The 22,307-nt window shown below is 55.9% G+C and carries 22 protein-coding genes; 6 read left to right on the top strand and 16 right to left on the bottom strand.

Features of this window, described 5'->3' with window-relative positions:
* Nucleotides 1–133: 133 nt before the first annotated feature.
* The 15 genes from ACW9KT_RS12480 to ACW9KT_RS12410 form a co-directional block, all read right to left on the bottom strand.
* Nucleotides 134–1,348 (bottom strand): beta-ketoacyl synthase N-terminal-like domain-containing protein, encoded by a 1,215-nt coding sequence (locus tag ACW9KT_RS12480; RefSeq protein WP_457080833.1) that lies wholly within the window; start codon nucleotides 1,346–1,348, stop codon nucleotides 134–136.
* Nucleotides 1,349–1,563: 215 nt separating this feature from the next.
* A complete protein-coding gene (gene bioA, locus ACW9KT_RS12475; protein WP_457080831.1) occupies nucleotides 1,564–2,859 on the bottom strand; it encodes an adenosylmethionine--8-amino-7-oxononanoate transaminase in 1,296 nt (431 codons plus the stop codon).
* A 37-nt stretch (nucleotides 2,860–2,896) separates the two neighbouring features.
* Entirely contained in the window at nucleotides 2,897–3,520 is a 624-nt protein-coding gene (gene bioD / locus ACW9KT_RS12470) for a dethiobiotin synthase (protein ID WP_457080829.1), read from the bottom strand.
* 232 nt (nucleotides 3,521–3,752) lie between these two features.
* A complete protein-coding gene (locus ACW9KT_RS12465) occupies nucleotides 3,753–4,325 on the bottom strand; it encodes a hypothetical protein (protein WP_457080827.1) in 573 nt (190 codons plus the stop codon).
* A gap of 245 nt (nucleotides 4,326–4,570) precedes the next feature.
* Nucleotides 4,571–5,707: an aminotransferase class I/II-fold pyridoxal phosphate-dependent enzyme gene (locus tag ACW9KT_RS12460; protein ID WP_457080825.1), complete on the bottom strand. Its 1,137-nt coding sequence runs from the start codon at nucleotides 5,705–5,707 to the stop codon at nucleotides 4,571–4,573.
* A gap of 231 nt (nucleotides 5,708–5,938) precedes the next feature.
* Entirely contained in the window at nucleotides 5,939–6,940 is a 1,002-nt protein-coding gene (gene bioB / locus ACW9KT_RS12455) for a biotin synthase BioB (RefSeq protein WP_457080823.1), read from the bottom strand.
* Nucleotides 6,941–7,156: 216 nt separating this feature from the next.
* On the bottom strand, nucleotides 7,157–7,612 hold the full coding sequence (locus ACW9KT_RS12450; RefSeq protein WP_457080821.1) for a DUF1569 domain-containing protein: 456 nt from the start codon (nucleotides 7,610–7,612) through the stop codon (nucleotides 7,157–7,159).
* 102 nt (nucleotides 7,613–7,714) lie between these two features.
* On the bottom strand, nucleotides 7,715–8,260 hold the full coding sequence (locus ACW9KT_RS12445) for a sugar O-acetyltransferase (protein ID WP_457080819.1): 546 nt from the start codon (nucleotides 8,258–8,260) through the stop codon (nucleotides 7,715–7,717).
* 152 nt (nucleotides 8,261–8,412) lie between these two features.
* Complete coding sequence (rluF, locus tag ACW9KT_RS12440) at nucleotides 8,413–9,468, bottom strand: 23S rRNA pseudouridine(2604) synthase RluF (RefSeq protein WP_457080817.1); 1,056 nt, start codon at nucleotides 9,466–9,468, stop codon at nucleotides 8,413–8,415.
* A 161-nt stretch (nucleotides 9,469–9,629) separates the two neighbouring features.
* Nucleotides 9,630–10,853, bottom strand: a complete 1,224-nt coding sequence (locus tag ACW9KT_RS12435; RefSeq protein ID WP_457080815.1) for a glycosyltransferase — start codon at nucleotides 10,851–10,853, stop codon at nucleotides 9,630–9,632.
* 190 nt (nucleotides 10,854–11,043) lie between these two features.
* The gene (gene yiaA / locus ACW9KT_RS12430) at nucleotides 11,044–11,439 is read right to left on the bottom strand and encodes an inner membrane protein YiaA (protein ID WP_457080813.1); all 396 of its coding nucleotides are present in this window, start codon (nucleotides 11,437–11,439) and stop codon (nucleotides 11,044–11,046) included.
* A gap of 302 nt (nucleotides 11,440–11,741) precedes the next feature.
* Nucleotides 11,742–12,140, bottom strand: a complete 399-nt coding sequence (locus ACW9KT_RS12425) for a DoxX family protein (RefSeq protein ID WP_457080811.1) — start codon at nucleotides 12,138–12,140, stop codon at nucleotides 11,742–11,744.
* A gap of 118 nt (nucleotides 12,141–12,258) precedes the next feature.
* Nucleotides 12,259–13,326, bottom strand: coding sequence for a proline iminopeptidase-family hydrolase (locus ACW9KT_RS12420; protein WP_457080809.1), 1,068 nt, complete (start codon nucleotides 13,324–13,326; stop codon nucleotides 12,259–12,261).
* A 72-nt stretch (nucleotides 13,327–13,398) separates the two neighbouring features.
* Nucleotides 13,399–13,812: a hypothetical protein gene (locus tag ACW9KT_RS12415; RefSeq protein ID WP_457080807.1), complete on the bottom strand. Its 414-nt coding sequence runs from the start codon at nucleotides 13,810–13,812 to the stop codon at nucleotides 13,399–13,401.
* Between the two features lie 130 nt (nucleotides 13,813–13,942).
* Nucleotides 13,943–14,677 (bottom strand): YebC/PmpR family DNA-binding transcriptional regulator, encoded by a 735-nt coding sequence (locus ACW9KT_RS12410; protein ID WP_133273487.1) that lies wholly within the window; start codon nucleotides 14,675–14,677, stop codon nucleotides 13,943–13,945.
* A 366-nt stretch (nucleotides 14,678–15,043) separates the two neighbouring features.
* Here ACW9KT_RS12410 and ACW9KT_RS12405 point away from each other — a divergent pair, with 366 nt between their 5' ends.
* The 4 genes from ACW9KT_RS12405 to ACW9KT_RS12390 all read left to right on the top strand — a co-directional run bounded on the left by ACW9KT_RS12405 (nucleotide 15,044) and on the right by ACW9KT_RS12390 (nucleotide 19,147).
* Nucleotides 15,044–16,174 carry a redoxin domain-containing protein gene (locus tag ACW9KT_RS12405; RefSeq protein ID WP_457080805.1) on the top strand — a complete coding sequence of 377 codons (1,131 nt, stop codon included), beginning with the start codon at nucleotides 15,044–15,046 and terminating at the stop codon, nucleotides 16,172–16,174.
* A gap of 73 nt (nucleotides 16,175–16,247) precedes the next feature.
* Entirely contained in the window at nucleotides 16,248–17,408 is a 1,161-nt protein-coding gene (locus tag ACW9KT_RS12400; RefSeq protein WP_457080803.1) for a sensor histidine kinase, read from the top strand.
* 88 nt (nucleotides 17,409–17,496) lie between these two features.
* Entirely contained in the window at nucleotides 17,497–18,258 is a 762-nt protein-coding gene (locus ACW9KT_RS12395) for a LytR/AlgR family response regulator transcription factor (RefSeq protein WP_457080801.1), read from the top strand.
* Nucleotides 18,259–18,346: 88 nt separating this feature from the next.
* Nucleotides 18,347–19,147, top strand: coding sequence for a DUF4097 family beta strand repeat-containing protein (locus ACW9KT_RS12390; RefSeq protein WP_457080799.1), 801 nt, complete (start codon nucleotides 18,347–18,349; stop codon nucleotides 19,145–19,147).
* 55 nt (nucleotides 19,148–19,202) lie between these two features.
* On the opposite strand, the gene ACW9KT_RS12385 is transcribed toward ACW9KT_RS12390, so the two are convergent.
* Nucleotides 19,203–20,213: an MBL fold metallo-hydrolase gene (locus tag ACW9KT_RS12385; RefSeq protein ID WP_457080797.1), complete on the bottom strand. Its 1,011-nt coding sequence runs from the start codon at nucleotides 20,211–20,213 to the stop codon at nucleotides 19,203–19,205.
* 268 nt (nucleotides 20,214–20,481) lie between these two features.
* Between ACW9KT_RS12385 and ACW9KT_RS12380 the strand changes: the two genes are divergently transcribed.
* Both ACW9KT_RS12380 and ACW9KT_RS12375 read left to right on the top strand, forming a co-directional pair.
* Complete coding sequence (locus ACW9KT_RS12380) at nucleotides 20,482–21,336, top strand: hypothetical protein (RefSeq protein ID WP_457080795.1); 855 nt, start codon at nucleotides 20,482–20,484, stop codon at nucleotides 21,334–21,336.
* Nucleotides 21,337–21,602: 266 nt separating this feature from the next.
* Nucleotides 21,603–22,244: a class I SAM-dependent methyltransferase gene (locus tag ACW9KT_RS12375; protein WP_457080793.1), complete on the top strand. Its 642-nt coding sequence runs from the start codon at nucleotides 21,603–21,605 to the stop codon at nucleotides 22,242–22,244.
* Nucleotides 22,245–22,307 lie beyond the last annotated feature (63 nt).

The following is a 22,307-nucleotide window of genomic DNA, read 5'->3' as shown; positions in this document are numbered from 1 at the left end:
GCTTTGACAAACGGAGACCATATTCAGCATGACCGCCTATTCAGCTAGTTTACAAACTCAACGACCACACGCGAGATGCTTCGCTGTGCTCTGCATGACAACTGACTTGGGATTCTAAACTCAGTAATTACCCTTACACCAACGAGACCAGCGCGCTAGCTGCATTACCGCCAAAGCCGGCTGCATTCACCATTACCCGCCGAACCGGGCGGTTCGGGTTGGGGGCTGAGCAGAGGTAAGTAGCAAATGACGGTGTCGGCCAAGTTTGGTAAGTGAGAAGCTGCAATGCAAACTCCAGACTCAGCGCGGCCGATGCACCGAGCGTATGGCCCACCAGCCATTTATTGGAAACGAGTTGGGGAGCATTTTCTATTCCAAAAACCGCCTCTACTGCCCGGCGCTCGGTCGCGTCGCCGGCGGGGGTGCCGGGGCTGTGCAACACCAGCGCATCCACAGCTTCTGGGGGGCAATTTGCTTGCCTCAGGGCTTGATGCATAGCTGTCTGGAAGTGCTGCCCGTTGGATGAAAGGCCCGTTTTGCTCGGAATTGACTCGAAGCCAAAGCCTACACTTTCGAGCTGGAAATAAGGCACTGAAATGCCCATTGCGCGCTCGGCTGTGAGAGCCGCCCGACTGGCGCGTTCCAAGGCAAAAACGGCTGCTCCTTCACCCAGCACAAACGTGGAAGGCGCGCCGCCGCCAGGGCGGCAAGGCCAGGCGTGGGGGGCAAAAGTGGAATAGATGCCTAAGGCGTGCATCTGCGCCAACGTGAAATCAGTGAGGGGAGCCTCCGCGCCGCCGGCCAGAAACCGATCGGCAAGGCCGGCGCGCAGCCACGCTACCGCGTTGCCCAATGCCTGAAAAGCGCTGCTACAAGTGCTGGAATGGCTGAGCGCCGCCCCGCCAATAGCGCCCGCATCGTAAGCAACCCAGCTGGCAACATTGCCCAGCGTCGTAAGGGGCGAGGCAGCCGCAGCTACGACGCCATCGGCCAGAAAATCGGCGTGAAACTGCTCCAGCCGGCCCGTAGCGCCCCGCGAGGAGCCAATACTGACTCCCAAGCTGGCCTGTTGAGCTGCTGCCCAGCCCGCCTGCGCCGTGGCCTGGCGGGCGGCGAGCAACGCTAATAGCACCGTGCGGTCGAGCTGGCGGAAAGGGGCGTGTGCGTGGCGCAAACCACTTATCGCTTCTTCCGCTTCGGCGGGCACACTGCCAACAGGTAGGGTACGCGAGCCAGTTTGTCGGCTTGCGAAGGCGGATTGTGGCAATTGATCCACAAAATTGCCCCCCAGCCCCAGCGTGGATACGCTTCCCCGGCCACGAATCAGAATCAGGTTGTCGTCTGACATTAGTTGAAGTAAGCTCAATCGGGCCGCAAGCTACGCCCGGTAGATTGAATCAGCCTTAGTGGGCAGGTCTTCTAGGCTGCCCGTCATGCAGAGGCGGAGCCGAAGCATCTCGCGTGCTGATGTCTGATTACTAATCCTAGTAAACACGCGAGATGCTTCGCTCTGCTCTGCATGACGCACGGATAGATCAAATCAATAACTACTCCGGTCGAATGCTAAGCTAAAGCAGTCCGCGCTTCTACTAACTCACGCATAGCGCGCACCGCGTCGTAGAGCAGGCTTAGCTCGGCATCGGTGGTGCAGTAGGGTGGCATGATGTAAATAATGTTGCCCAAGGGTCGCAGAATCACGCGGCGCTGTAGGGCTAGCTGGTACAGCTCGTCGCGGAGGCTGCTGAAGTAAGACGTAGTGGCTTGCTCCTCAAATTCTACGACTACTACAGTGCCCAGGACCCGCACCGCGCGCACGCCAGATTGGCCTGTCATCTCCGCCGCAAATGCTTGGTGCGCCGCCGAGATGCGCGCTAAATCCGCAGTGCAAGCCGGCTCGCGCAGCAGTTCCAAGCTAGCCAGCCCCGCCGCGCACGCCACCGGATTGGCCGTGTAAGAGTGACCGTGAAAGAAAGTCTTCATCTTATCGTCACTCAAAAACGCCTCGTACACCGGCCCCGTGCTACTCGTGACGCCTAGCGCCATGGTACCTCCGGTGAGCCCCTTGGATAAGCACACCATGTCGGGTCTTTCCATAAGGTAGTCGCAGGCGAAGAATCGGCCGGTGCGCCCGAAGCCGGTCATTACCTCGTCGGCGATTGCCAGAATACCGTGCCGATGGCAGCACTGAATCAGCTGGTCAAGCACCTCGGGCGTGTACGTAATCATACCTGCCGTACCCAGCAGCAGTGGCTCAAAAATGAAAGCAGCCACATCGCCTTGGGCCGCTACGGCTTCCAGCTGAGCCAGCACTTCGGCCTCGCGGCCCGGCACTGGCACGTCGATAAAAGCTACATCGAAGAGCAAAGGTGCAAAGGGAGCCGTAAATGCCCCCCGGCTGCTCACGGCCATGGCCCCGAAAGTATCGCCGTGGTAGCTGTCGCGGAAGGCCACGATGGTACGCCGCGGCTGACCGTGATTGTGGTGATATTGGAGGGCCATCTTCAAGGCCACCTCCACGGCTGTCGAGCCGTTGTCGGAGTAGAAGATGCGGCGCTGATTGGGGGGCAAAATCTCCAATAAGCCTTCGGCCAACTCCACGGCGGGGGGATGGGTGAAGCCAGCAAACAGCACATGCTCCAGCGTCTGGAGCTGCTGGGCTACGCGGGCCGCAATGCGCGGGTGGGCATGGCCGTGCAGGTTTACCCACCACGAGGAAATTCCATCGAGGTAAGCAGTACCATCTTCTGCGAACAGCCACGCGCCCTCCCCCCGCACAATAGGAATGGGCAGGGGCGCGGTTTGCATTTGGGTATAAGGGTGCCAGAGTACGGCGTGGTCGCGGGCGGCTAAGGTAGACATGGCGCAAAGGTAAGGGAGGGCGCCACTCGTGGAAGAGCTACTTTTCCGCAAACCAAGCGCGGAACTCTGTCGCGTAGCGGCTCACCATGGCCGCATCTATCTCTGGCTCCGGGTTCAATCGTGGCAACACCGGAACGCCGGAGTGCTGCAAAATAAACTCCTCCGTGGCCGGGGTTGATTCCCCATTAAACACCAATCCCCGAATAGGCAACCCACGCGTCTGCAGAGCTTCCAACGTAAGCAATGTGTGATTGATGCTACCCAAATAATTGCGGGACACTACCACTGTAGCCAGCTGCAATTGTGCCAACAAATCGACTAACAAAAAGCCCGGCGCCAACGGCACAAAAAGCCCCCCAGCGCCTTCCACGATCAGATTATTGGAAGTGCGAGGCAATACAAACAGCTCGGGCTGAATGCGGATATTTTCGGCCGCTGCCGCTGCGTGGGGCGAGGCAGGCATCTGTAGGCGGTACGCTTCGGGATGAAACTGGGAAACCGGATTGCTTACCAAGGCCCGCACCGTGGCGGTGTCGGTGGTGGGAGTGAGGCCAGCCTGCACAGGCTTCCAGTAGTCGGCTTGCAGGGCTTCGGTGAGAATGGCGGCTACCAGGGTTTTACCTACGTCGGTGCCAATGCCGGTGACGAAAAGTTGTTCCAAAAGTAGGTTGTTTGAGAAAATTGCTAGCTGACACCATGCACAAGTTAATTATGCGCTTGTGACAGGTTGCACAAAGATGTACAAGCTTACGGAAAATAGTAGCGGAAAATGAAATGTTGCCCGCTTAGCCGTACAGAAAGTCTGTAATATTATTTACAAACAATAATGTTTTGAAACAATAATTATTGATAATAATTAATATAATATTAAATCAATCATGTTTGTGAATTAATTAATTTGCTTTATGCTTATTTGATGAGGTTGCGTGAATAAGACCTGACACAATATATAAGAATACCGGCCGAACTACGAGATATAATACAGCTCCTATTAGCAATATTATTGATCCTGCTATAATTGGAAGCACACCACCAAACTTATAGCACATACCTATAACGAACCCAAGTAAACATTCTGCCCGGTAAATTGGGAGGAACAGTGCAAGTACAAAAGCCCCAATAATCATATAGCCAGGTATATTTGGATTTCCTAAAGTAAAAAATATGGAAAGCACTATGCCAAATAGTAGGGCGGCGGTAAAGGCATAAATAATATTTAATGAAAATGCTGAAGGATGAGAATTGTTGTTTATTCTAGTCTCTATTCGATATAATAAAAACCATGTAAGTAAGGGGATTGAAATGCCTCCCCACCAATTAGAAATCTCGGGCATGTCTGCACGGGCCAATATGTGATGGCTGGGTACGCCTCCATGATAATGCCCCCAAATTAATAGTGACCATATAGCAAGCGTAATTAGCCCTGTAAAATACAGCCTAGCCTTAAAAAGCATTTTCTTATCCATGAAGTGTTATGCTAAGTATGCTTCCTGTTTTATCTGTTTACGGCTAATTTATTGACTTACAGTCAATAAAATCTACCTTGTTAAACACTTCTGCATTATGGCAAAAGACCGTAGCTTCTGGACCGCGGCAGCAATATAAATAGTTGCGGGATGCAATTAAGAACAAGCTAAATTCTTCAACTGCCAAAGTATACTTCACGTCGGATGAACGGCCTTAGCGTTTGGGAGAGTGCTGAGATAAATCCTTAACCAATTCGCCCCAGTGTCGCCGCTAGTTCCTCAATTTCCGCCTCAGTATTATAGCTGTGCACAATAAGCCGCAGCCGCTCAGTACCCGCAGGAACAGTAGGAGCTACGATGGGGCGCACGTCAAAGCCAGCTTGCTGAGCGGCAGACGCTACGGCGCGTACGTGGGCCGGTCCGGGAGAAGCAGTGAAGAATACGGGGTGAATGACGTGACTTGTCTCTGGCACATGCAAGCCAGGCACCGCGTTGAGCGTTGTTTTCAGCAAGTCAGAAAGGGCAAAAAGCCGCTGCCGCTCCTGCTGCATATACGGTAGCATCTGGTATGCTGCGGTCAACGTGGCTATAGCCAGCGGCGGTAGCGCAGTGGTGTAAATAAACGGCCGACTGAAATTCAGCAGATACTCGCGCAGCACCTGCGGCCCGGCAATAACTGCCCCCTGACTGCCCAGGGCTTTGCCAAAGGTGAGAATGCGGGCAAATACCTGCTCTTTCAACCCTAATTCCACTACCAAACCTTCCCCCCGCGGACCGTAAATGCCGTTGGTGTGCGCCTCATCAACAATCAAGTACAAGCCGCGCTGCTGACAAAATGCCGCCAGTTCGCGCAGCGGTGCCTGGTCGCCATCCATGGAGTATAGCGCCTCCACGGCCACAAAAACGGCCCCCGTCGCCCGACTCAGCCGCCGCTCTAGGTCCGCCAAATCATTGTGGCGGAAGCTGTAGGCCGTGGCGAAGCTGCCCCGGATGCCGTCCTTGACGGAGGCGTGGCTGGCTTCGTCGTAAAATATGGTGTCGCCGCGGCGGGGCACGGCGGCAAAAAAGCCCAGGTTGGCGGCGTAGCCAGAGTTGAACAGTAGCGCTGCCTCCGCACGGTGGAAATCGGCTAGGTGCGCTTCCAGTGCTTCGGCGGCGGCAGAGTTGCCGGTGAGCAAGCGGGAGCCGGTGCTGCCGGCGGCTGGGGGGCTTTTTTCGGCTAAAGCCTGCTGCAAAGCACCGCTGCGAGCCAAGCCAAGGTAATCGTTCGAGCTAAAGTCTATCCGACCCGGTTCCGCTAGCGTCAGGTGGCGACGAGTGCCAGCCGCCTCGCGCTGGGCTAGCTGCTGGGTTAGGCGATGTAGTAGGGGGGAAGAAGACATGTTGCTAGCTAGCGTGACGCAAGGAGGCCACAATCCTAAAAGCCAGAAAGCTAGGACAGCTAGCTCCCCTCCTCAGCTGAGGAGGGGCTGGGGGTGGTTGATGACGGCAGAACGATGTTAGAACTAAAAACTAGATCTAGATATCGTGCAACGATTGCCAACCACCCCCAGCCCCTCCTCAGCTGAGGAGGGGAGCTAGCTGTCCTAGCTTTCTAGTTTTTATCTTGGTTTCTATGCCTCAACCGAAGCCTTCGCCAACACCGTAGCGCCCTGCGGCATGTCCTTGAACGACTTGCGTGGCTTCAGGCCCAGCGTGGCAAACATTTGCTTGTCGGCATCGAAATCGGGGTTGGGCGTGGTCAATAGCTTCTCGCCGGAGAAGATAGAGTTAGCACCAGCTAAAAAGCACAGCGCCTGCTCGCTCACCGGCATTTCCTGACGACCAGCCGAGAGGCGCACCATAGTGCGGGGCATCAGGATGCGGGCGGTGGCAATCATACGCAGCATTTCCCACACACTTACGCGGGGCTGTTCGGCCAGGGGAGTGCCAGCCACGGGCACCAGCGCATTCACCGGCACTGACTCGGGGTGGGCGGGCAGGGTGGCCAGGGTGTGCAACATGGCAATGCGGTCTTCATCGGTTTCGCCGAGGCCAATAATGCCCCCCGAGCACACCGAAATACCCGCCTGACGCACGTTTTCGAGCGTATTCAGGCGGTCGTCGTAGGTGCGGGTGGTGATGATTTCGGAGTAGTGCTCGGCGCTGGTGTCCAGGTTATGGTTGTAAGCGTAGAGGCCGGCTTGCTTGAGGCGCTCGGCCTGGTACTCGTTGATCATGCCCAGGGTGCAGCACACTTCCAGGCCCATATCGTTTACTTGGGTTACCATGCCTAGTACGCGGTCGAAGTCGCGGTTGTCGCGCACTTCGCGCCAGGCGGCGCCCATGCAAAAGCGTGTACTGCCTGAGTCTTTAGCACGGCGGGCCGCATCTAGCACCACTTCATCCTTTAGCAGCGCGTGCACTTCCACACCGGTATGGTAGCGGGCTGCTTGGGGGCAATAGGAGCAGTCTTCGGGGCAGCCCCCGGTTTTTACTGAGAGCAGGGTGCATACCTGTACTTCGCCAGTGGCCTGGTGGGCCTGATGTACGGCGGCGGCCTGGGTCACGAGTTCCAGCACGGGCTGGTGGTACAGGGCTTTTACTTCGTCGAGGGTCCAGTCGGTGCGGAGCATCAAGAGGGTGGGTTGAGGGTTGCGGAAAGCAAAAAAGCGGTTTATCAAGGCCACGAAGGCACCTGGGCGCACCGCAAGATAAGGAGGAAAGTGAGTTGCGGTAAGGATTTGCCGGTTGAAGTAGCGTGAGCGAAGGCCTCGCAATCAAATATGCCTCCCAGCCTCAGCCAGATACCGTATTTTGCTCTTTGTGCTGGGCCTGCATCTTCACCTATGCTACACGCCAAACTGGCGCAGGTGGTGATCAAGATGCTTCCACGTAACCTGCCCAAATTCTTCCCGCGACAAGTGCCCAAATACCGGATGCTCTACGCCGGCCGGCCCATATTGAGCTGGGTTGAGCAGAGCAAGCAGCTGCTGGCGGTCGGCCTCAAAGGTGGTAGTAGGCGTCATGCCCGCCTGCGAGTCCAGCTCTTTTAGAGTCTGCATGTTGGGCTTAAACTCCTTTAGGCGCGTGACGAAAAACCACTTAACCAACGGCTTTAGAAAGCCGGGTATCCGCATAGAGGTAACCGCCTTTTCCCCCCGACTTACCCGCAGCTGGTCGGCGCAGTGCACCACCATTTGCCCGGCCGTCATCTTTCCCCATTGCCGCTGGTTGAGGGGCGTTAACGCCTGCAGGCGGGCAACTAGAGCAGCGTGGGCGCTAGGGTCGAGGAAGGTGGCAGACATGGGCTTAGTAATGCTATAATATCTATGAAATATAGTATTTGCGCCATTAATGCACAAGCTCTGCACAGCTTACTAAGCGCTAAAGCGCGCTACCATCGCCTTCTAAGAAGCTGCCCGAATCACGCGGCACGGATTACCCACGGCCACGGAATTAGGCGCAATATTCCGCGTCACGACGCTGCCGGCCCCGATGGTGGTGCCCGCGCCAATCGTCACGCCGGGCAGCACAATGACACCCGCGCCCAGCCATACACTATCGCCGATAGTGATAGGATGAGCAAACTCCCACCCAGCCACGCGCGGACCAGCTTCCACCGGATGCCCCGCCGTGCTCAGCACTACATTCGGCGCCACAAACACATTGTCGCCGATATGCACCGGCGCGCAGTCGAGAATGGTGAGGTTGTAGTTGGCGTAGAAATTTTGCCCCAAGTGAATGTTAAAGCCGTAGTCGCAGCGTAAGGGAGCCTCGATATAAGCGTCCGTTTCGTAGCCCAGCAGCTCGGCCAGCACGGCGCGGTCCAGTTCCAAGGGCTGCTGATTGTAGCGGTGACATAAGGCTTTAGCGCGCTGGCGGGCGGCTACTAGTTCTGGGTCGTTGGCTTGGTATAGCTCGCCAGCCAGCATTTTCTCACGTTCAGTAAGCATATCCTGATTCTCAATTGTAGAGACGCAATATCTTGCGTCTAATCGTTGCGGTCGTTGAGCGATCAGAACCATACGATTCAGTCATTGCAACCTCAGCAACGATTAAACGCAAGATATTGCGTCCCTACAACGCTATCGTGACTAGACACTTGTTACCGGCTGCTGCCCCGGCGGCCAGCGTTGCCTTTGGGCGCGCGGTTCAAGGTCTTCGCGGCGGGCTTGCGTTTGGAGCCGGCGGTAGTAGGGCGTCCGGGCTTTTTGGGGGGCTTTTCTGCACCAAAAGCGCCGGCTGCGCCTGCTGGCTTAGGCTTGCCTGTGGTGGCTTTGCGCACTGGCTTGGCAGTGCCTGGGGCGGTGCGCGTGGATGGCTTTGCACCGGCCCCAGCGGGTTTGCGGCTAGGCTTTTCTTCCCCTTCCTCCATGAAACGAGCCGGGCGGCTGCTCCAGGTGGTAGTGGGTGGCCCTACGCGGCGCTTCGGCAGAGAAGCTTCCTTGGTGCCGGAAGAGGTTTCGGTCATCTTCATAATACCCTCCAACTCCTTCTCCGTCAGCTCGCGCCAGTCGCCTACGCCGAGGCCTTTGAGCGTGATATTCATCACCCGAATGCGCTCGAGTTGCACTACTTCGTAGCCGAAATGCTCGCACATCTTCCTGATCTGGCGGTTCATGCCCTGAATGAGCGTGATGCGGAAGATGTAATTAGTTTCCTTCTTGACCTCACATTTCTGGGTCATGATGCCCATGATGGGTACCCCGCCGCGCATGCCTTCGATGAAGCTGTCGGTAATGGGCTTATCCACCATCACGATGTATTCCTTCTCGTGCTTGTTGCCGGCCCGCAGAATCTTGTTGACGATGTCGCCATTGCTGGTCAGCAGAATCAGGCCCTGGGAATCCTTATCGAGGCGACCGATGGGGAAAATCCGCTCGCTGTGCTTGATGTAGCGGATGATGTTGTCCTTGACGCTGGTTTCGGTGGTGCTGGTGATGCCGGGGGGCTTATTGAAGGCAATATAAATCGCGTCTTCGGGGGCGCGGGGCTCAATCAGGTTGCCGTTCACCACCACGCGGTCTTTCTCGGTCACCTGGTCGCCGATGTTAGCCCGCTTGCCGTTCACAAACACACTGCCCTGCTCGATAAATTTGTCGGCTTCGCGCCGGGAGCAGACGCCGCTTTCGCTGATGTATTTGTTGAGGCGGGTAGACATGGCAAGCAAAGTAAAGGGATGGAAAAGACGCCAGCGCAGAAACGGCCAGCCAGTGCCGCGAACACCGGGCAGGCCACAAAGATACGCTAGAAGCCGGGGAGGCGCTACGTCCAAATTTGCCCCCCAGCAACAAGCAAGTCCGCTTCGCCTGGGTTCGTTGGTTAAAAACGCCCCGTCTCGATGGCAGCAATGGCTACTTGCAGACCATTTTCCTGGCGTATTTTTTCGGCCAATTGTTGGCTGGCTGTGTGCAGGCTCGCATTGTGCAGAAGCTCATGAGCACCGGCCAAAAATTGCTCTTTCGATAGCTTTGCCAGCGGCACCGGTCGCACCCCAATCCCTTTGTGGTGAGCTTGTTGGCCCCAGAAATACTGGTCGCCTACGGGATGAAGCACCGGGCAAATAAACATGGGCTTGCCGGCGCGCAGACACTCAGCGGTGGTACCAATGCCACCGTGATGAATGACGGCCCGCACCCACGCAAACAGCTTATCGTACGGCGCCGCGTCGATGACTTTTATATTGGGATGGCTTTCCAGTCTCTCCACTTCTTTAAGTCCCCAGCCTTTGACAACTACGATTCGGGTACTCGTAGCCAACTCTTGCAAAGCCGCGGGTAAATCAAAACGGCTTTGAAACGGCATACTGCCAAACGTAAGCAGCAGTGGGGGCGGGCCAGCTTGCAGAAACTCCAGAAGCTCGGAGCTTAGCTCCTCTGTTGAGTTATCAAACCAAAACCCCGTAAACAGACTGCCCGCCGGATAATCGCTAGGCTGGGGCAGAAAAGCGGGGCTGATGCCGTACAGAAAAGGCGTGTCGAGGCTAGCGTAGGCTTTGGGGAGCCCGTGCGCCACCCGAAACCGCCCAATCGGCTTCGAGAGCATCTTCAGGCTCCATTGCGTCAGCCGGTAGCTCCAGGTGTTGAGCAACTTGGGAATAGAAAGCCCGCTGAAGGCTGGATTCGGGAATGCGGCCGTCGGCTGTACGGCGGGCACCGGCATGGCCCGTATCATACGCTCCGGAAACTGATCCGCGAACATATCGGCCAACGTTTTGACATGGTATATTACCTTGTCGTTTTGCTTAGCCAGCGCATAAAATTGCCGCAAAGAGTGCTCTACCAGCGGGTACACCCACGTAGCGAGGTTGCGGCGAACAGCCAGCGGGTTGGCCTTCATGATCTTTTTACCTTCCTCCGAATCCAGCAGCGCTTGATAGTCAGCCTCCACGGGCTCGAAGCTGAGACCATAAGAAGCAATGAGGGTCGCGAAATTCTGGGCCGTGCAAAGTGTTACCGCGTGGCCACGCTGCTGGAGAGCTTTTCCGAGTACCGCAAAAGGCTGCACATCGCCGCGGGTTCCGAGGGTCAGTAAGGCTATTTTCATAGTCAGTTTCAGCAAGCACTTCCTTCAAAATGAGTGCGGCCCGCTGTAGCTTAAGCTACGAACGGGCCGCTGGCTACGCATACTTGAAATGAAAGGTGCGGTAAGAGTACGGGGTAGTTACTGGCTCGCTGCACGCAGTTGAGCGACTGCGAGAAAAGCAAAAAAGCCCCCAGGCTTGATGCTAGTTGAGCTATAGGGGCGCGCCGCTGTTGCGGCTGTCGCGGGTGTTCTTTTGTACGGCGATGGCCGCGAATAAGCTTAGCAGAAAGGACATGGCATAGAAGCCTTTTTCGCTCAGGGTGAGGCTGGCATTCCACAGTCCGATGATGAGCAGCGATATGGTAAGCAGGGTAGAAAACCAGCTAAGACCATAGTAGAGATTGGTAACGGGAATGCCCTCCAGCTGGTCGCGCACCGACTTCTGTAGAGAGATAACGGAAAACAGCCCGTACATCAGCACGGTAAAGTAGTACCCTTTCTCATTCAGCATCATATCGGCGTTCCACAGGCCGACGTTGAATGCCACGATGCCCGCCAGCAGCGCAATCCAGGAGGCGGCAATGAAAGCGTTTGAGGGCTTTTGCATGGTTAAATAAGCTTATAGAGCTGATAGCAGAACAATAAAACCAGCCGCTGCAATTCGCTGCAAAATGCGGTTACTCAAACATAGCTATTGTTTTGTATTTCCCCGAAAATATGGCTGACTATCTAATTAAAAAACAGTGAGTTTTGACGGCTGCTGATACCTACAGTCCACTTTCTTCTCGCCCTTCCTTATGCCTTATTATAACCTTTGCAAGCGCCATCCTACTCATAAGTTAACCGCTGCAGAAACTTAGTCAGCTATCATGGAGACAGAAGATGCCTAATGGCTCAAAAAGTAGCCTCTCATGGCACATGATGGCGAGCGGCCACGGAGTAACGTCCAGGACCACCGAGCGCCAACGAAACGCTGCCCATCAGCATGGCAAGCGGGGCAATATTCTGAGAGAAAGGCAGGCCCCAGTGCACCATTACCAAGGCAACCAAAAAGTTGACAATCATCAGGAGCGCCGCTGCCCGGGTAAGCCACCCCAGACCAATAAGCAACCCACAAATGAATTGGGCATACACCGACAGCCGAGCAGCCACCGGTGGCAGGGGAAATTGGTGTTGCGCCAGAAACTTCTCGAACTCCACCATTCGCTCGGCGCTAACCATATTATCAATCACGCCATACACCAGCACTCCGCCCAGAAAAAGCCGTAGCACCAGTACCGCAGCGTCGGGATAGTAAGGGAGTTGCATGGGCAGGGAAGCTAGGGAACAAGCTGTGGAACAGACAAGTTGCTAACGGCTGGGGTTGCTTTGAGCGCGTTTTGTCGAAGCCGTTGCGGTAGCTAGCTTTCTAGAGCAGGTACAGGACTTATAACGCCACTTTTTTCTCGCCTTTGTCCACGCCCTTCATGAATTTAATCAGGCCAGTCATATAGGTTTGCTGGTCGTCGTACAAGCTCATGTGGCTGCCTTCGGGACAGATTAGGGCGGTGCCGTTCTGCACTTGGGTGGCAATGCGGCGCATGTGCTCGGGGTCCATGGTGTCGAATTTGCCCCCTATGGAGAGCACTGGCACGGCGAGCTTGGGTAGGTCTGGGGTGCGGTCCCAGTTGGCTAGCTTGCCGGCGATGCCAAACTCGCTGGGGCCCTGCATGGTCACGTAGAGCGATTGGTTGGTTTTGCCAAGGAAGCGATTTACAGGCTCCGGCCATTGGTCGAGCGGCAGGCGCAGCACATGCTCGGCGTAGAAGTTAGGCATGAGCAGCTCCATGTAGCGCGGATTCTGAAAGTCTTTGCGAGCTTCTATCTGCCGAATTTCGGCTAGCACTTCGGGCTTCATCTGCTTGGCTAACACCTCCTGGGCGTAGCGGCCATACTCGGGACAACTCATCATCATATTGGAGATGATGAGGCCTTTCATATTATCTTGGTATTTGAAGGCATATTCGGCCGCCAAAATGCCCCCCCAGGAATGACCCAGCAGGTAGAAATTGTCCTTGTCCAGATTTAGAGCTTGGCGCACTTGCTCTACTTCCTCCACGTAGCGCGGCAGGCTCCACATGGCGGTGTCGTTGGGGTTGTCGGAGTTGCCGCAGCCGAGCTGGTCGTAGTAGATAAACTCGATACCTTCGGCGGGCAGAAAGCTTTCCATGCACTCGAAGTACTCGTGGGTAGCGCCGGGGCCGCCGTTGAGCAGAAGCAGCTTCATTTTGGGGTTATTACCGACGCGCTTGGTCCAGACGTTGAAGGTGCCCTTGGGCGTGGTAATCGGTACCATCTTTACACCGCCATCCTGCACGCCCGTTTCCTGACTCTGGAAGTAGCTGGTAGCGGTGGCTGAAGCTGCTTCTGTTTCCTTAGCTGGCGTGGAGCAGGCCGCGCTCAAGAAACCGGTTAGAAGCAGGCAGGCGCCAACAAATTTTTGTAAAGTAACCATTGGAGTAGAGACAAAAATCATAGGAAATACGGAAGCAAGGCGGACTATTCTTATTGCTTTTCGCAGTAGTTATTATGCGCCTATCTTGGCTTCAAGATACTCCAAATCATTGCTCAATAATGCGTTTAGACAAGCAACAGCGTCTTTATGACGTTGACCATGTATTTCAGTAAGGTAGTTTGCGTCTAACGTCTCGAATAAACCGAATAGCCGTTTAATTCTTTTTGGGCGATTATAAAAAATGTAGAATCCGTAATCATTAGGTTCTCCTGCCACTGAAATTGAGATACCATTTTTATTTAATTTGTTTTCTATCTCTAGCGATGGAGAATAATGAATATTTTCAGCGGGCGTTTCTGCCATTTCTCTCAAGAATTCGGCCCAAGGTATTTGCTCGAAAAAGGTCGTTATCTCAGTAACAGTGGTCACGTTCAGCTCCATTATTTCAGGGTTTGAAGGCTCGCAAAAAGAAGCTCTAAAATTCATAGCTTACTGAATGAAGTTGAGCGAGAGAGAAGGTGAAAAAAAGCGGGCCGCTCCAACTGGAGCGGCCCGCAAGGCTAAGGTTTTTTGGATAAAGCTTGAGTCTGCGTAATAACTATACCTAAAACTGTAGCTACCCCAGCGTGTGATAGACGGCCTGCACATCATCGTCCTCTTCGAACTTCTCAATCAGGTTCATGACCTCTTCCAGCTCGTCGCCTTCTAGCGTGACGGTGGTGTTCGGTATGCGCTGCAACTGGGCGCCGACCACGTTGAGGTGGCGTTCTTCTAGGGCTTTCTGCATCTGTCCGAAGTCAGTGAAGGCAGTTTCCACTACGATCAGCTCTTTCACGTTGCCGTGCTCGTCTTCCTCCTGATCTTCATAGATGTCTTCGGCACCGAAGTCGATGAGCTCCAGCTCCAACTCGTCGCGATCGAGGCCTTCGGCGGCTAGCTTGAATACGCCTTTGCGGGTGAAGGTAAAATCGGAGGAGCCGGCGGTGCCGAGAGCGCCGTTGCCGCGGTTGAAATACATGCGCACGTTGGCTACGGTACGCACAGGGTTGTCGGTGGCGGTTTCTACTACGATGGCCACGCCGTGGGGCGCGTAGCCTTCATACACCACCTCTTGATAATCTTTCTCTTCCTTGCTGCTGGCGCGCTTGATAGCGGCTTCCACGCGGTCTTTGGGCATGTTTACGCCCTTGGCGTTTTGCATGGCCGCGCGCAGGCGGGAGTTGGTGTCGGGGTTGGGGCCGCTTTCCTTTACGGCCATCACGATTTCGCGGCCGATGCGGGTGAAATCTTTGGACATGCGGTCCCAGCGCTTCATTTTGCGGCCTTTGCGAAATTCAAATGCTCTTCCCATAGTAATAAGTGAGGCTTGGTAAGTAGGCGCGAGAGGGTGGGGCGCCGAAAGGGATGCAAGTTAGGGGAAAGCCCGGCTGGGGGCAAGTAACAAGCCGTCGGAAGCGCGCTAACTACCGCAGCTGTTAAGCACGCCCCGCAAGAACTAGTCAAGCGGATCGAGGAAGCTGCTATAAAAGCCCCCCAACCAAGTCATTGGTCCTTACGGAGAGATTTTAAGCATACCGACCACCCATTTAGCGGCTATAATCGTCACTTATCGGCAGCTAACTCCACTGGGCGAAAGTGGCTGGTAAGCAGATTTTGAAGGACTTAGGTTTGGGATGACGCCTCCGCTTTTTCACAAACTCACCAGCCTTTTGCTCGCATGTTGTTGCCAAAATATTTGCCCCCCAGACTTATCTGTCGCTTCCCGCAGATGCTGTGGTTGGTTTTGTTGGGTTTGCTGGCTTGCCAGCGGGGTGCGGTACCTACTCAGCCTCCAGCGGCTGTGCTCACTGGATATACACTTCAAGGAGAGCTAACCAATGCGCCGGTGGGCAGTAAAGTTTACCTGCACGATGCTCAAAACGCTCGGCTGGATTCAGCTGATGTGGAGGCGACGGGGAAGTTTCAGCTGGGGGGCAAAATTCCGACGCCGGCCGTGTATTCGCTCGTGGTAAAGGCCGCTACAGACCCACTGCCGGTGTTTCTGGACAATCAAATCAAGCTTCAGTTAAAGGCTGACGCGACTGACCTGCTCGGTACAGCTCAGGTAAGCGGCTCGGCTGAGGCGCTGGTGCTCCAGCAGTTGGTGGAAGCGCAGGCCCGTCGCGGTGCCCGCACCAAAGAGTTGATTCGACAGCAAGACTGGACGCCTGCGCTCTGGGAAGCAGCCAACGGCGCACTGACTGTTACCGCGATGCGGCTGGCGCGTCAATATTCGACGTCAGCCGTAGCGCCTTACGCCGTGCTTACTTTGGCCGGCAGCCCCCAGCAAGCGGCCTTTGTGGATTCAATGACCACTTTATTCGCCCAAAGCCAACCGGACTCGCCTTACACGCTAGCGCTGCTGGCTCGCCGTCAAGCACTAGAAGCCACGGCTGTAGGCCAAACGGCGCCTGAGTTAGTGTTGCCCAATCCAGATGGCCAAACTGTGGCGCTATCATCGTTGCGGGGGCGCTACGTGCTGCTTGATTTCTGGGCCTCGTGGTGCAAGCCTTGCCAAGCCGAAAACCCACGCTTAGTGCTGCTGTATCAGCAATATAAAGGCAAAGGATTTGAGGTGTATGGCGTTTCGCTGGACGAGTCGAAGGAGAGGTGGTTAAAGGCCGTAGCGGCCGATAAGCTGCCGTGGGTTCAGGTGTCTGATCTGCAAGGTTTCAAAGGCGCGGCGGTAGCCGCGTATGCTGCCCAAGCTATTCCGCTTACGTTGCTCCTCGACCCACAGGGCCGCATCCTGGCCAAGTCGCTGACGGGGGAGGAGCTACAGGAAAAGCTCGCGACACTGTTGCCCTAATCAGGCTAAACCCTGCGCTGGATTAGTGCAACTAAAAATCGTAAGTTGAGCCTACCTATTTCATTTATTGCTCATGGGTAACCAGCCTTCTCCTGCTTTACCGCTAGCTCGCTTCTCCAGTAGCGGCTGGTTAGCCATGCTGGCTTTTTACGTGGTATTCGCAGTATTTTATGCACTTACCGTTGCTTATGCATCACAAGCGGGCAAGGTCGGGTTTCTGGAATATCTGGAACGTATCCTTTTGCTGGATTACCCGCTGAAGGCTTTTTGGACATTGCCGGTGTGGTGGCTATTCTTTCGCACCTCGCTTGATAGGGCTGAGTGGCCCACCAAGCTGCTGGCTCACATGGTACTTGGGCCGCTGTGGGTTATAGGCTGGTTTGTTAGCTACTATCAAGTGCTACACTTGTTGGGCGAGAATGGTATAGGTGGCTATGGTCGGGTGTGGGATATATACATTCCAGCCTTATTCTACTGCGTGCAATTTGGAGTGCTGCACGTGGTGCGCTTCACCCAGCAACTTCGCCAGCAAAGCCAGCGTGAGCAGCAGCTCCAGACCCAGGCGCACCAAAGCGAACTGTCGGCCCTGAAAGCGCAGATCAATCCGCACTTTTTGTTCAATACGCTCAACTCAATCAGCGCCTCCGTGCCGCCGGAGCTGGAAGCCACTCGCGAGCTGATTGCCCGACTGGCGCACACGTTTCGGTTTGCGCTGGAGGCGTCGCGGCAGGAGCAGCTGCCGCTAGGCGACGAGATAAGCTTTTTGCGGGCGTATCTGGAGCTGGAACAGTCGCGATTTGGGGCGCGGCTGGATGTGGTGTTTGAGGTAGAGGAAAGCCTTCATGCTCAGCTACTACCTCCCATGCTTATTCAGCCGTTGGTGGAAAACGCCGTGCGCCACGGCTTGGGGCCAAGCGTAGCGGGTGGCACAGTGCTCGTGCAGGTGAGTCGCGTAAGTGAAGGTTTGCGTGTGGAAGTGGCCGATACAGGAGTAGGGGCAAAGCTGCTGCCTGAGCAGCTATTGCACAGTGCCGGTGTGGGCCTACGCAACACGCACGCCCGTCTGCTAGCCTTAGGGTCGGGAGGATTAAAAATAACCAAAAATGCCCCCCAGGGCCTACGCGTAAGCTTTGTGCTGCCGCTACCCGCTGCTCATCAAAAACCCAAGCTGCAACAGGAAGCTGCCCCAACTAGCACCACAGCAATTCCTAGTACGCTTCAGGGGGCAATTTGAAATAACGCCAAGCCTTAATTGGTAGGTGTGCAGCTCGCCAACGACTACAACGATTTGCCCGGCGGAAGCTTGGCGCTACAGATTTTTTATGACCACTCTGCTCATCGACGACGAAGCACCGGCCCGCACCATCGTCCGCCAGTACCTCGCCGACTTTCCCCAAATAAGTATAGTCGGGGAGTGCGCCGATGGGCTGAGCGCCGTGGAAGCCATTCGGCAGCACCAGCCCGACTTGCTGTTTCTGGATATTCAAATGCCGGGCCTTACGGGCTTTGAAGTGCTGGCGCAGTTGCAGCGAATCCCGCGCGTTATTTTCTCCACGGCCTACGACCAATATGCGCTCAGCGCCTTCGAAGCCGGAGCCGTGGATTACCTTCTAAAACCCTACGACCGCGCCCGGTTCCGGCAGGCGGTGGAGAGGGTGCTGGCGCACGCTTCCGCGCCCGACGCGGCCTTGCAACGCCTGTTGCAGCGCTTGGAAGAAGCCAAAATGCCCCCCAGCGCTACTGTAGCACCAACGTATCCGGCCCGGCTATTTGTGCCCCAGGGTAATCGCCTCGTAGCAGTGCCCGTGCAGGATATTCGCTGGGTGGAGGCCGCCGGCGACTACGCTACCTTGCACACCCGCGCCGGGCAGCAGTACTTGAGCAACCTTGGCATAAGTCAGCTAGCGCAACGACTTGACCCGGAGAAGTTTGTGCGCATTCATCGGTCGGTGCTGGTGGCCCTTGATGCCGTGCGGGAGCTGGAGCGCGACGGCTCGGGGGGCTTTTATGCTACGCTGGAAGGTGGGCGCACGGTGCGCGTGAGCCGCGGCCATGCTGATGCGCTTCGGCCGTTACTAGGTTAGAAGTACGAAGTTTTTCGTTGCGATATGCAGCCTTCCGCCGGCGAGGTTGGTCAATGGCATAACTTCCTACCCAACCTTGTCATCAGCCATGAAAAATCTCCTCACTGTGCTGCTTGTCACTGCCTCGGCCCTGACAGCTGCCGCCCAAACGGCGCCCACTTTTACCTCTTCCTGCGAGCAAAGCAAAAACAGCAGCTACCGCACCGACAAGCCTCAGCGCGCCTGCGAAACCCGCGACCTGACCTTGCCCGCGCTGGGGGGCAAAACGCTCAACATTGATGGCAACCGGAACGGCGGCATCACAGTGCGCGGCTGGTCGGGCTCCGATGTGCGGGTGCGGGCCATTGTGCAGGCTTGGGACAACTCAGAGGCCGACGCCCAAAAACAGCTGCCCACCATTCGCATCAACACCGACAACAATACCCTGCGCGCCGACGCGCCCGGTGAAACTTGGGCGGTAAGCTACGAGGTGTATGTGCCCCAGCAAACCAGCCTAGCACTCAGCACCAAGAATGGCGGCATCAGCCTGGAAAATGTACGCGGTGCTATCAATTTCACCACCACCAACGGCGGCGTAACGCTGGCCGGCTTAGGCGGCGACGTAAAGGGCCGCACCACCAACGGCGGACTCTCCATCAAGCTCACCGGCGACAAATGGGAGGGCACCGGCCTCGATGTGGCCACCACCAACGGCGGTATCACCTGGGATGTGCCCCAAAACTACTCGGCCCGCCTGACGACCAGCACCAATGTGGGCGGCGTGAAAGCGAATCTGCCTATCACCAAAAATGGCATGCTGGGCCGCGAGATAGCCACTACGCTCGGCCAAGGCGGCGCCCCCGTAAAAGCTGTGACAACAAACGGCGGTATCAGTGTGCGGCAGAAATAGTCGGCTGCATAAACACAAAAGAGGCGGGGCTGCTAAGCCCCGCCTCTTTTGTGTTTTAGAAGTACTTCTCTTTATATGGATAATCTGGGAAAGGCCGTTCCCGGGCCGCTATGGGCGCTGGGCGGTAGCCTTTCAATTTGCCCTTCTGCTTGCCCTTTGACTTACGACTGGTCAGGATTACAGCTGCTAAGGTTGCCAAAGCTATTCCGCCGCCCAACATTGCCGCGCGCGCTGGCAAGGTGTCAGGCAACGCAGGAGGTATAAACTCAACGCCATTTTCATCGGTGCGCGCGGGGCTGTCAACGTAGCGACCCTTATGCGGCACAGGAAAATGTAAGGCCAATTGCCGCAGTTCTTCAGCCAAGTGCGCTCCCTGTAATGCCGGGCCGTGGCCGCAGCCAATAGCTTGGGGCTCTAGGTTGGAAAGCTTCACTACCGAAGCATGTGTGGCTTCCCAATCAAAGTTGAACGGCGTGCCCGCCCGACTGATTTTAGGGGTTCCCAGCAGCACCGACAACACCGAATCGTGCTCGGTAGTAGCAAAAGCGTCGGCTCCGAGCAGGGTTTTATCCTCAGTGCGGAAAAACGCTACCTGACCCGGTGCGTGACCCGGCACGTGGATACATTGCCAACCGGGCATAAAGGGTACCTCATCTCCCTCGGGCAGAGCCTGTACGTTTGTCAGGTTGAAAGTTTGGGGCGGAAAGAAACGGCTGGCAAATGCCAGTGACCCACCACCTTCCACGGTCGGGTCAGCGGGCGGATACACGGCTTTGCCCGTCAGAAAGGGCATTTCCAATCGGTGGGCGTAGATGGGTACTTTCCAGTGGTCGGCTAGCTCCTGGGCCGAGCCTGCGTGGTCCATGTGGCCGTGGGTGAGGAGGATGGCCTGCGGATGGGTACCAGGATAAAACAGCTCATTGGCGGCCGCAATAATGTTTTTGGTCGAGCCAGGTAAGCCAGTGTCTACTAGTACCCACTCGCCGGGGGCACCAGCTTCCACAAAATATACATTGACAAAGCGCTGAATGAGAAGCTGGTTGATACCAGCAGCTACTTGTTTCATCGTATCCGGGTTTAGCGTGAACTATCTATCCCAAAGCGTACGCAGATACCGGCTGCAAGGTCGGATATGAGCTGGATTTTGCTTCAGCTGCCCGTCCTACGCTTGTGGCGCTGCATCGATAAGCTGGGGGGCTTTTTTAAGAAACAACGGACCTATTTAACCTATGCGAGCTGCTCGCTATTGAAGCAGCCAAAAACGTCCTCCGGATTCAAAAACTACGTAAGCACTTCGGTTGAGTAACGTGTACGACCACCCACCTAAGCGTAGTATGAATAATTCAGCGAAGTCGCGGCGTTTCCCCCCATCCGCTGGCCGAGCGGCCCGGCGCCCAGCCAAGAGCGTTCTGTTCCTGTTGCTGGCGGCCGTGTGCCTGCTTGTGGCTGCCTCTTTCTATTGGCTATCGAAAAAGAATAGCGCGAATAGGCGGGAGGAAACGGCATTGTCGACCCAAGACGCTCCACCGCCCATCAATGAAAGCCCCGCTGTTGCAACGAGCAATACCCGCCCCTCCGATGACGACGAGGCCGCCACGCCTGTGCAAGCCAGCGAAACCACCCAAGCCCTGAAGGGCGCTTACCGGGTCTTGCCCGCCCGCGCTTATTTCTACTCGGCACCGCGCCAAAACAGCTCCACTGCCAAGTACGTGTTGCGGGATGATATTATTTACGCGGAAGGGGAGAGCGGCGACTTTATCCAAACCCGGTTTTACAACGCCAGCGGCGACCCCGTAACGGGTTGGCTCCGAAAAACGGATGTGCAGTCCGCCAAGGCTAATACCGCCTCCACTACGCCTGCCCGCCCGACACCCACGCCCAGCCGCCCAGCGCCCGCTCCACGCGTAACCACCACCCCCACAGAAACGAAGGCCGACCCGCCTGCTTCTCCCCAAAATACGCCCCCCAGCACAACCCAAACAGCGGCCACCACTGGTGTCGTGCGCGTCGATACTACGTACTTTTTCGATTCGCCAGACCTTACCCAACGCCGTCGGGCTTTCTGCATTCGGGGCGATAAAGTCAAGATCGGCGAGTCCTCCGAAAACGCAGTATTCGTCACTTTCGTGAATTGGGAGAAGGTGACGACGAAGGGGTGGATCAGAAAGGAAGATTTAACAATCCGTTAGAAGTAGTGCGTTCGAGATTGTTAACCCTTAGCCGTTCATGCCAAGCGTCGCGTCGCGTTTGTTATTCAACTCACATGTTGTCGTAGAGATGGGCTCAACCCACTAGACTGTCATGCAGAGCGGAGCGAAGCATCTCGCGTGTTTAGTAAGAGTAGTAATCCTACGTCAGCACGCGAGATGCTTCGCTCCGCTCTGCATGACGGGCTGGGGGGCGTTTTTATATAACCGTCTAATTGATTGCCCTATAAATCAGTTGCCTCGTCGCTATGTCCTCAACCCCCACACCTCAATTTCCAGCCGACGCTTTTCGCCGGGTTGATGAAACGCCTGATACGCAGTTTTATCAGCAGCCGCGCTTTGTGACCCACATTGATGAAGGCGCCATTGCGGCCGTCACACAATTGTACCGCGAGTACTTTCCGGCCAATAGCAACTTGCTGGATTTGATGAGCAGCTGGGTGAGTCATTTGCCCCCCGAAGTGCCCTATAAGAGCGTAATTGGCTTGGGCATGAATGATCAGGAGCTGCGTGCCAATCCGCGCCTGGCCAGCTATGTAATGCAAGACCTTAACCAAGAGCCGCAGCTTCCCTTCGAGGATAACGCTTTCGACGGGGCCGCCATTTGCGTATCCATCGATTACCTGACCCAGCCCATTGAAGTGCTGCGCGACCTGGCCCGCGTGCTCCGGCCCGAGGCGCCGCTGGTTATTACCTTTTCCAACCGTTGCTTCCCCACCAAAGCCGTAGCTGCCTGGCACGCCCTCGACGACCGTGGCCACCTAGAACTGGTGCGTCAATACCTGCTGGCAGCTGGCAATTGGCACCACATCGAGCTGCTCGACCGGAGTCCGCAGCCGCGCCGCAGCGACCCGATGTTCGCCGTAATAGGCCGGGTAAATAAAAGCTAGGCTGAGCTAAGCGAACTGCGTTGCTGGAATGCGTTTATTTACGCAAAAATGCCCCCCAGCACT

The organism is Hymenobacter sp. HD11105, assembly GCF_054051685.1.
The sequence above is the reverse complement of the archived record's forward strand: the minus strand, read 5'-3'. Positions and strand labels throughout refer to the sequence as shown.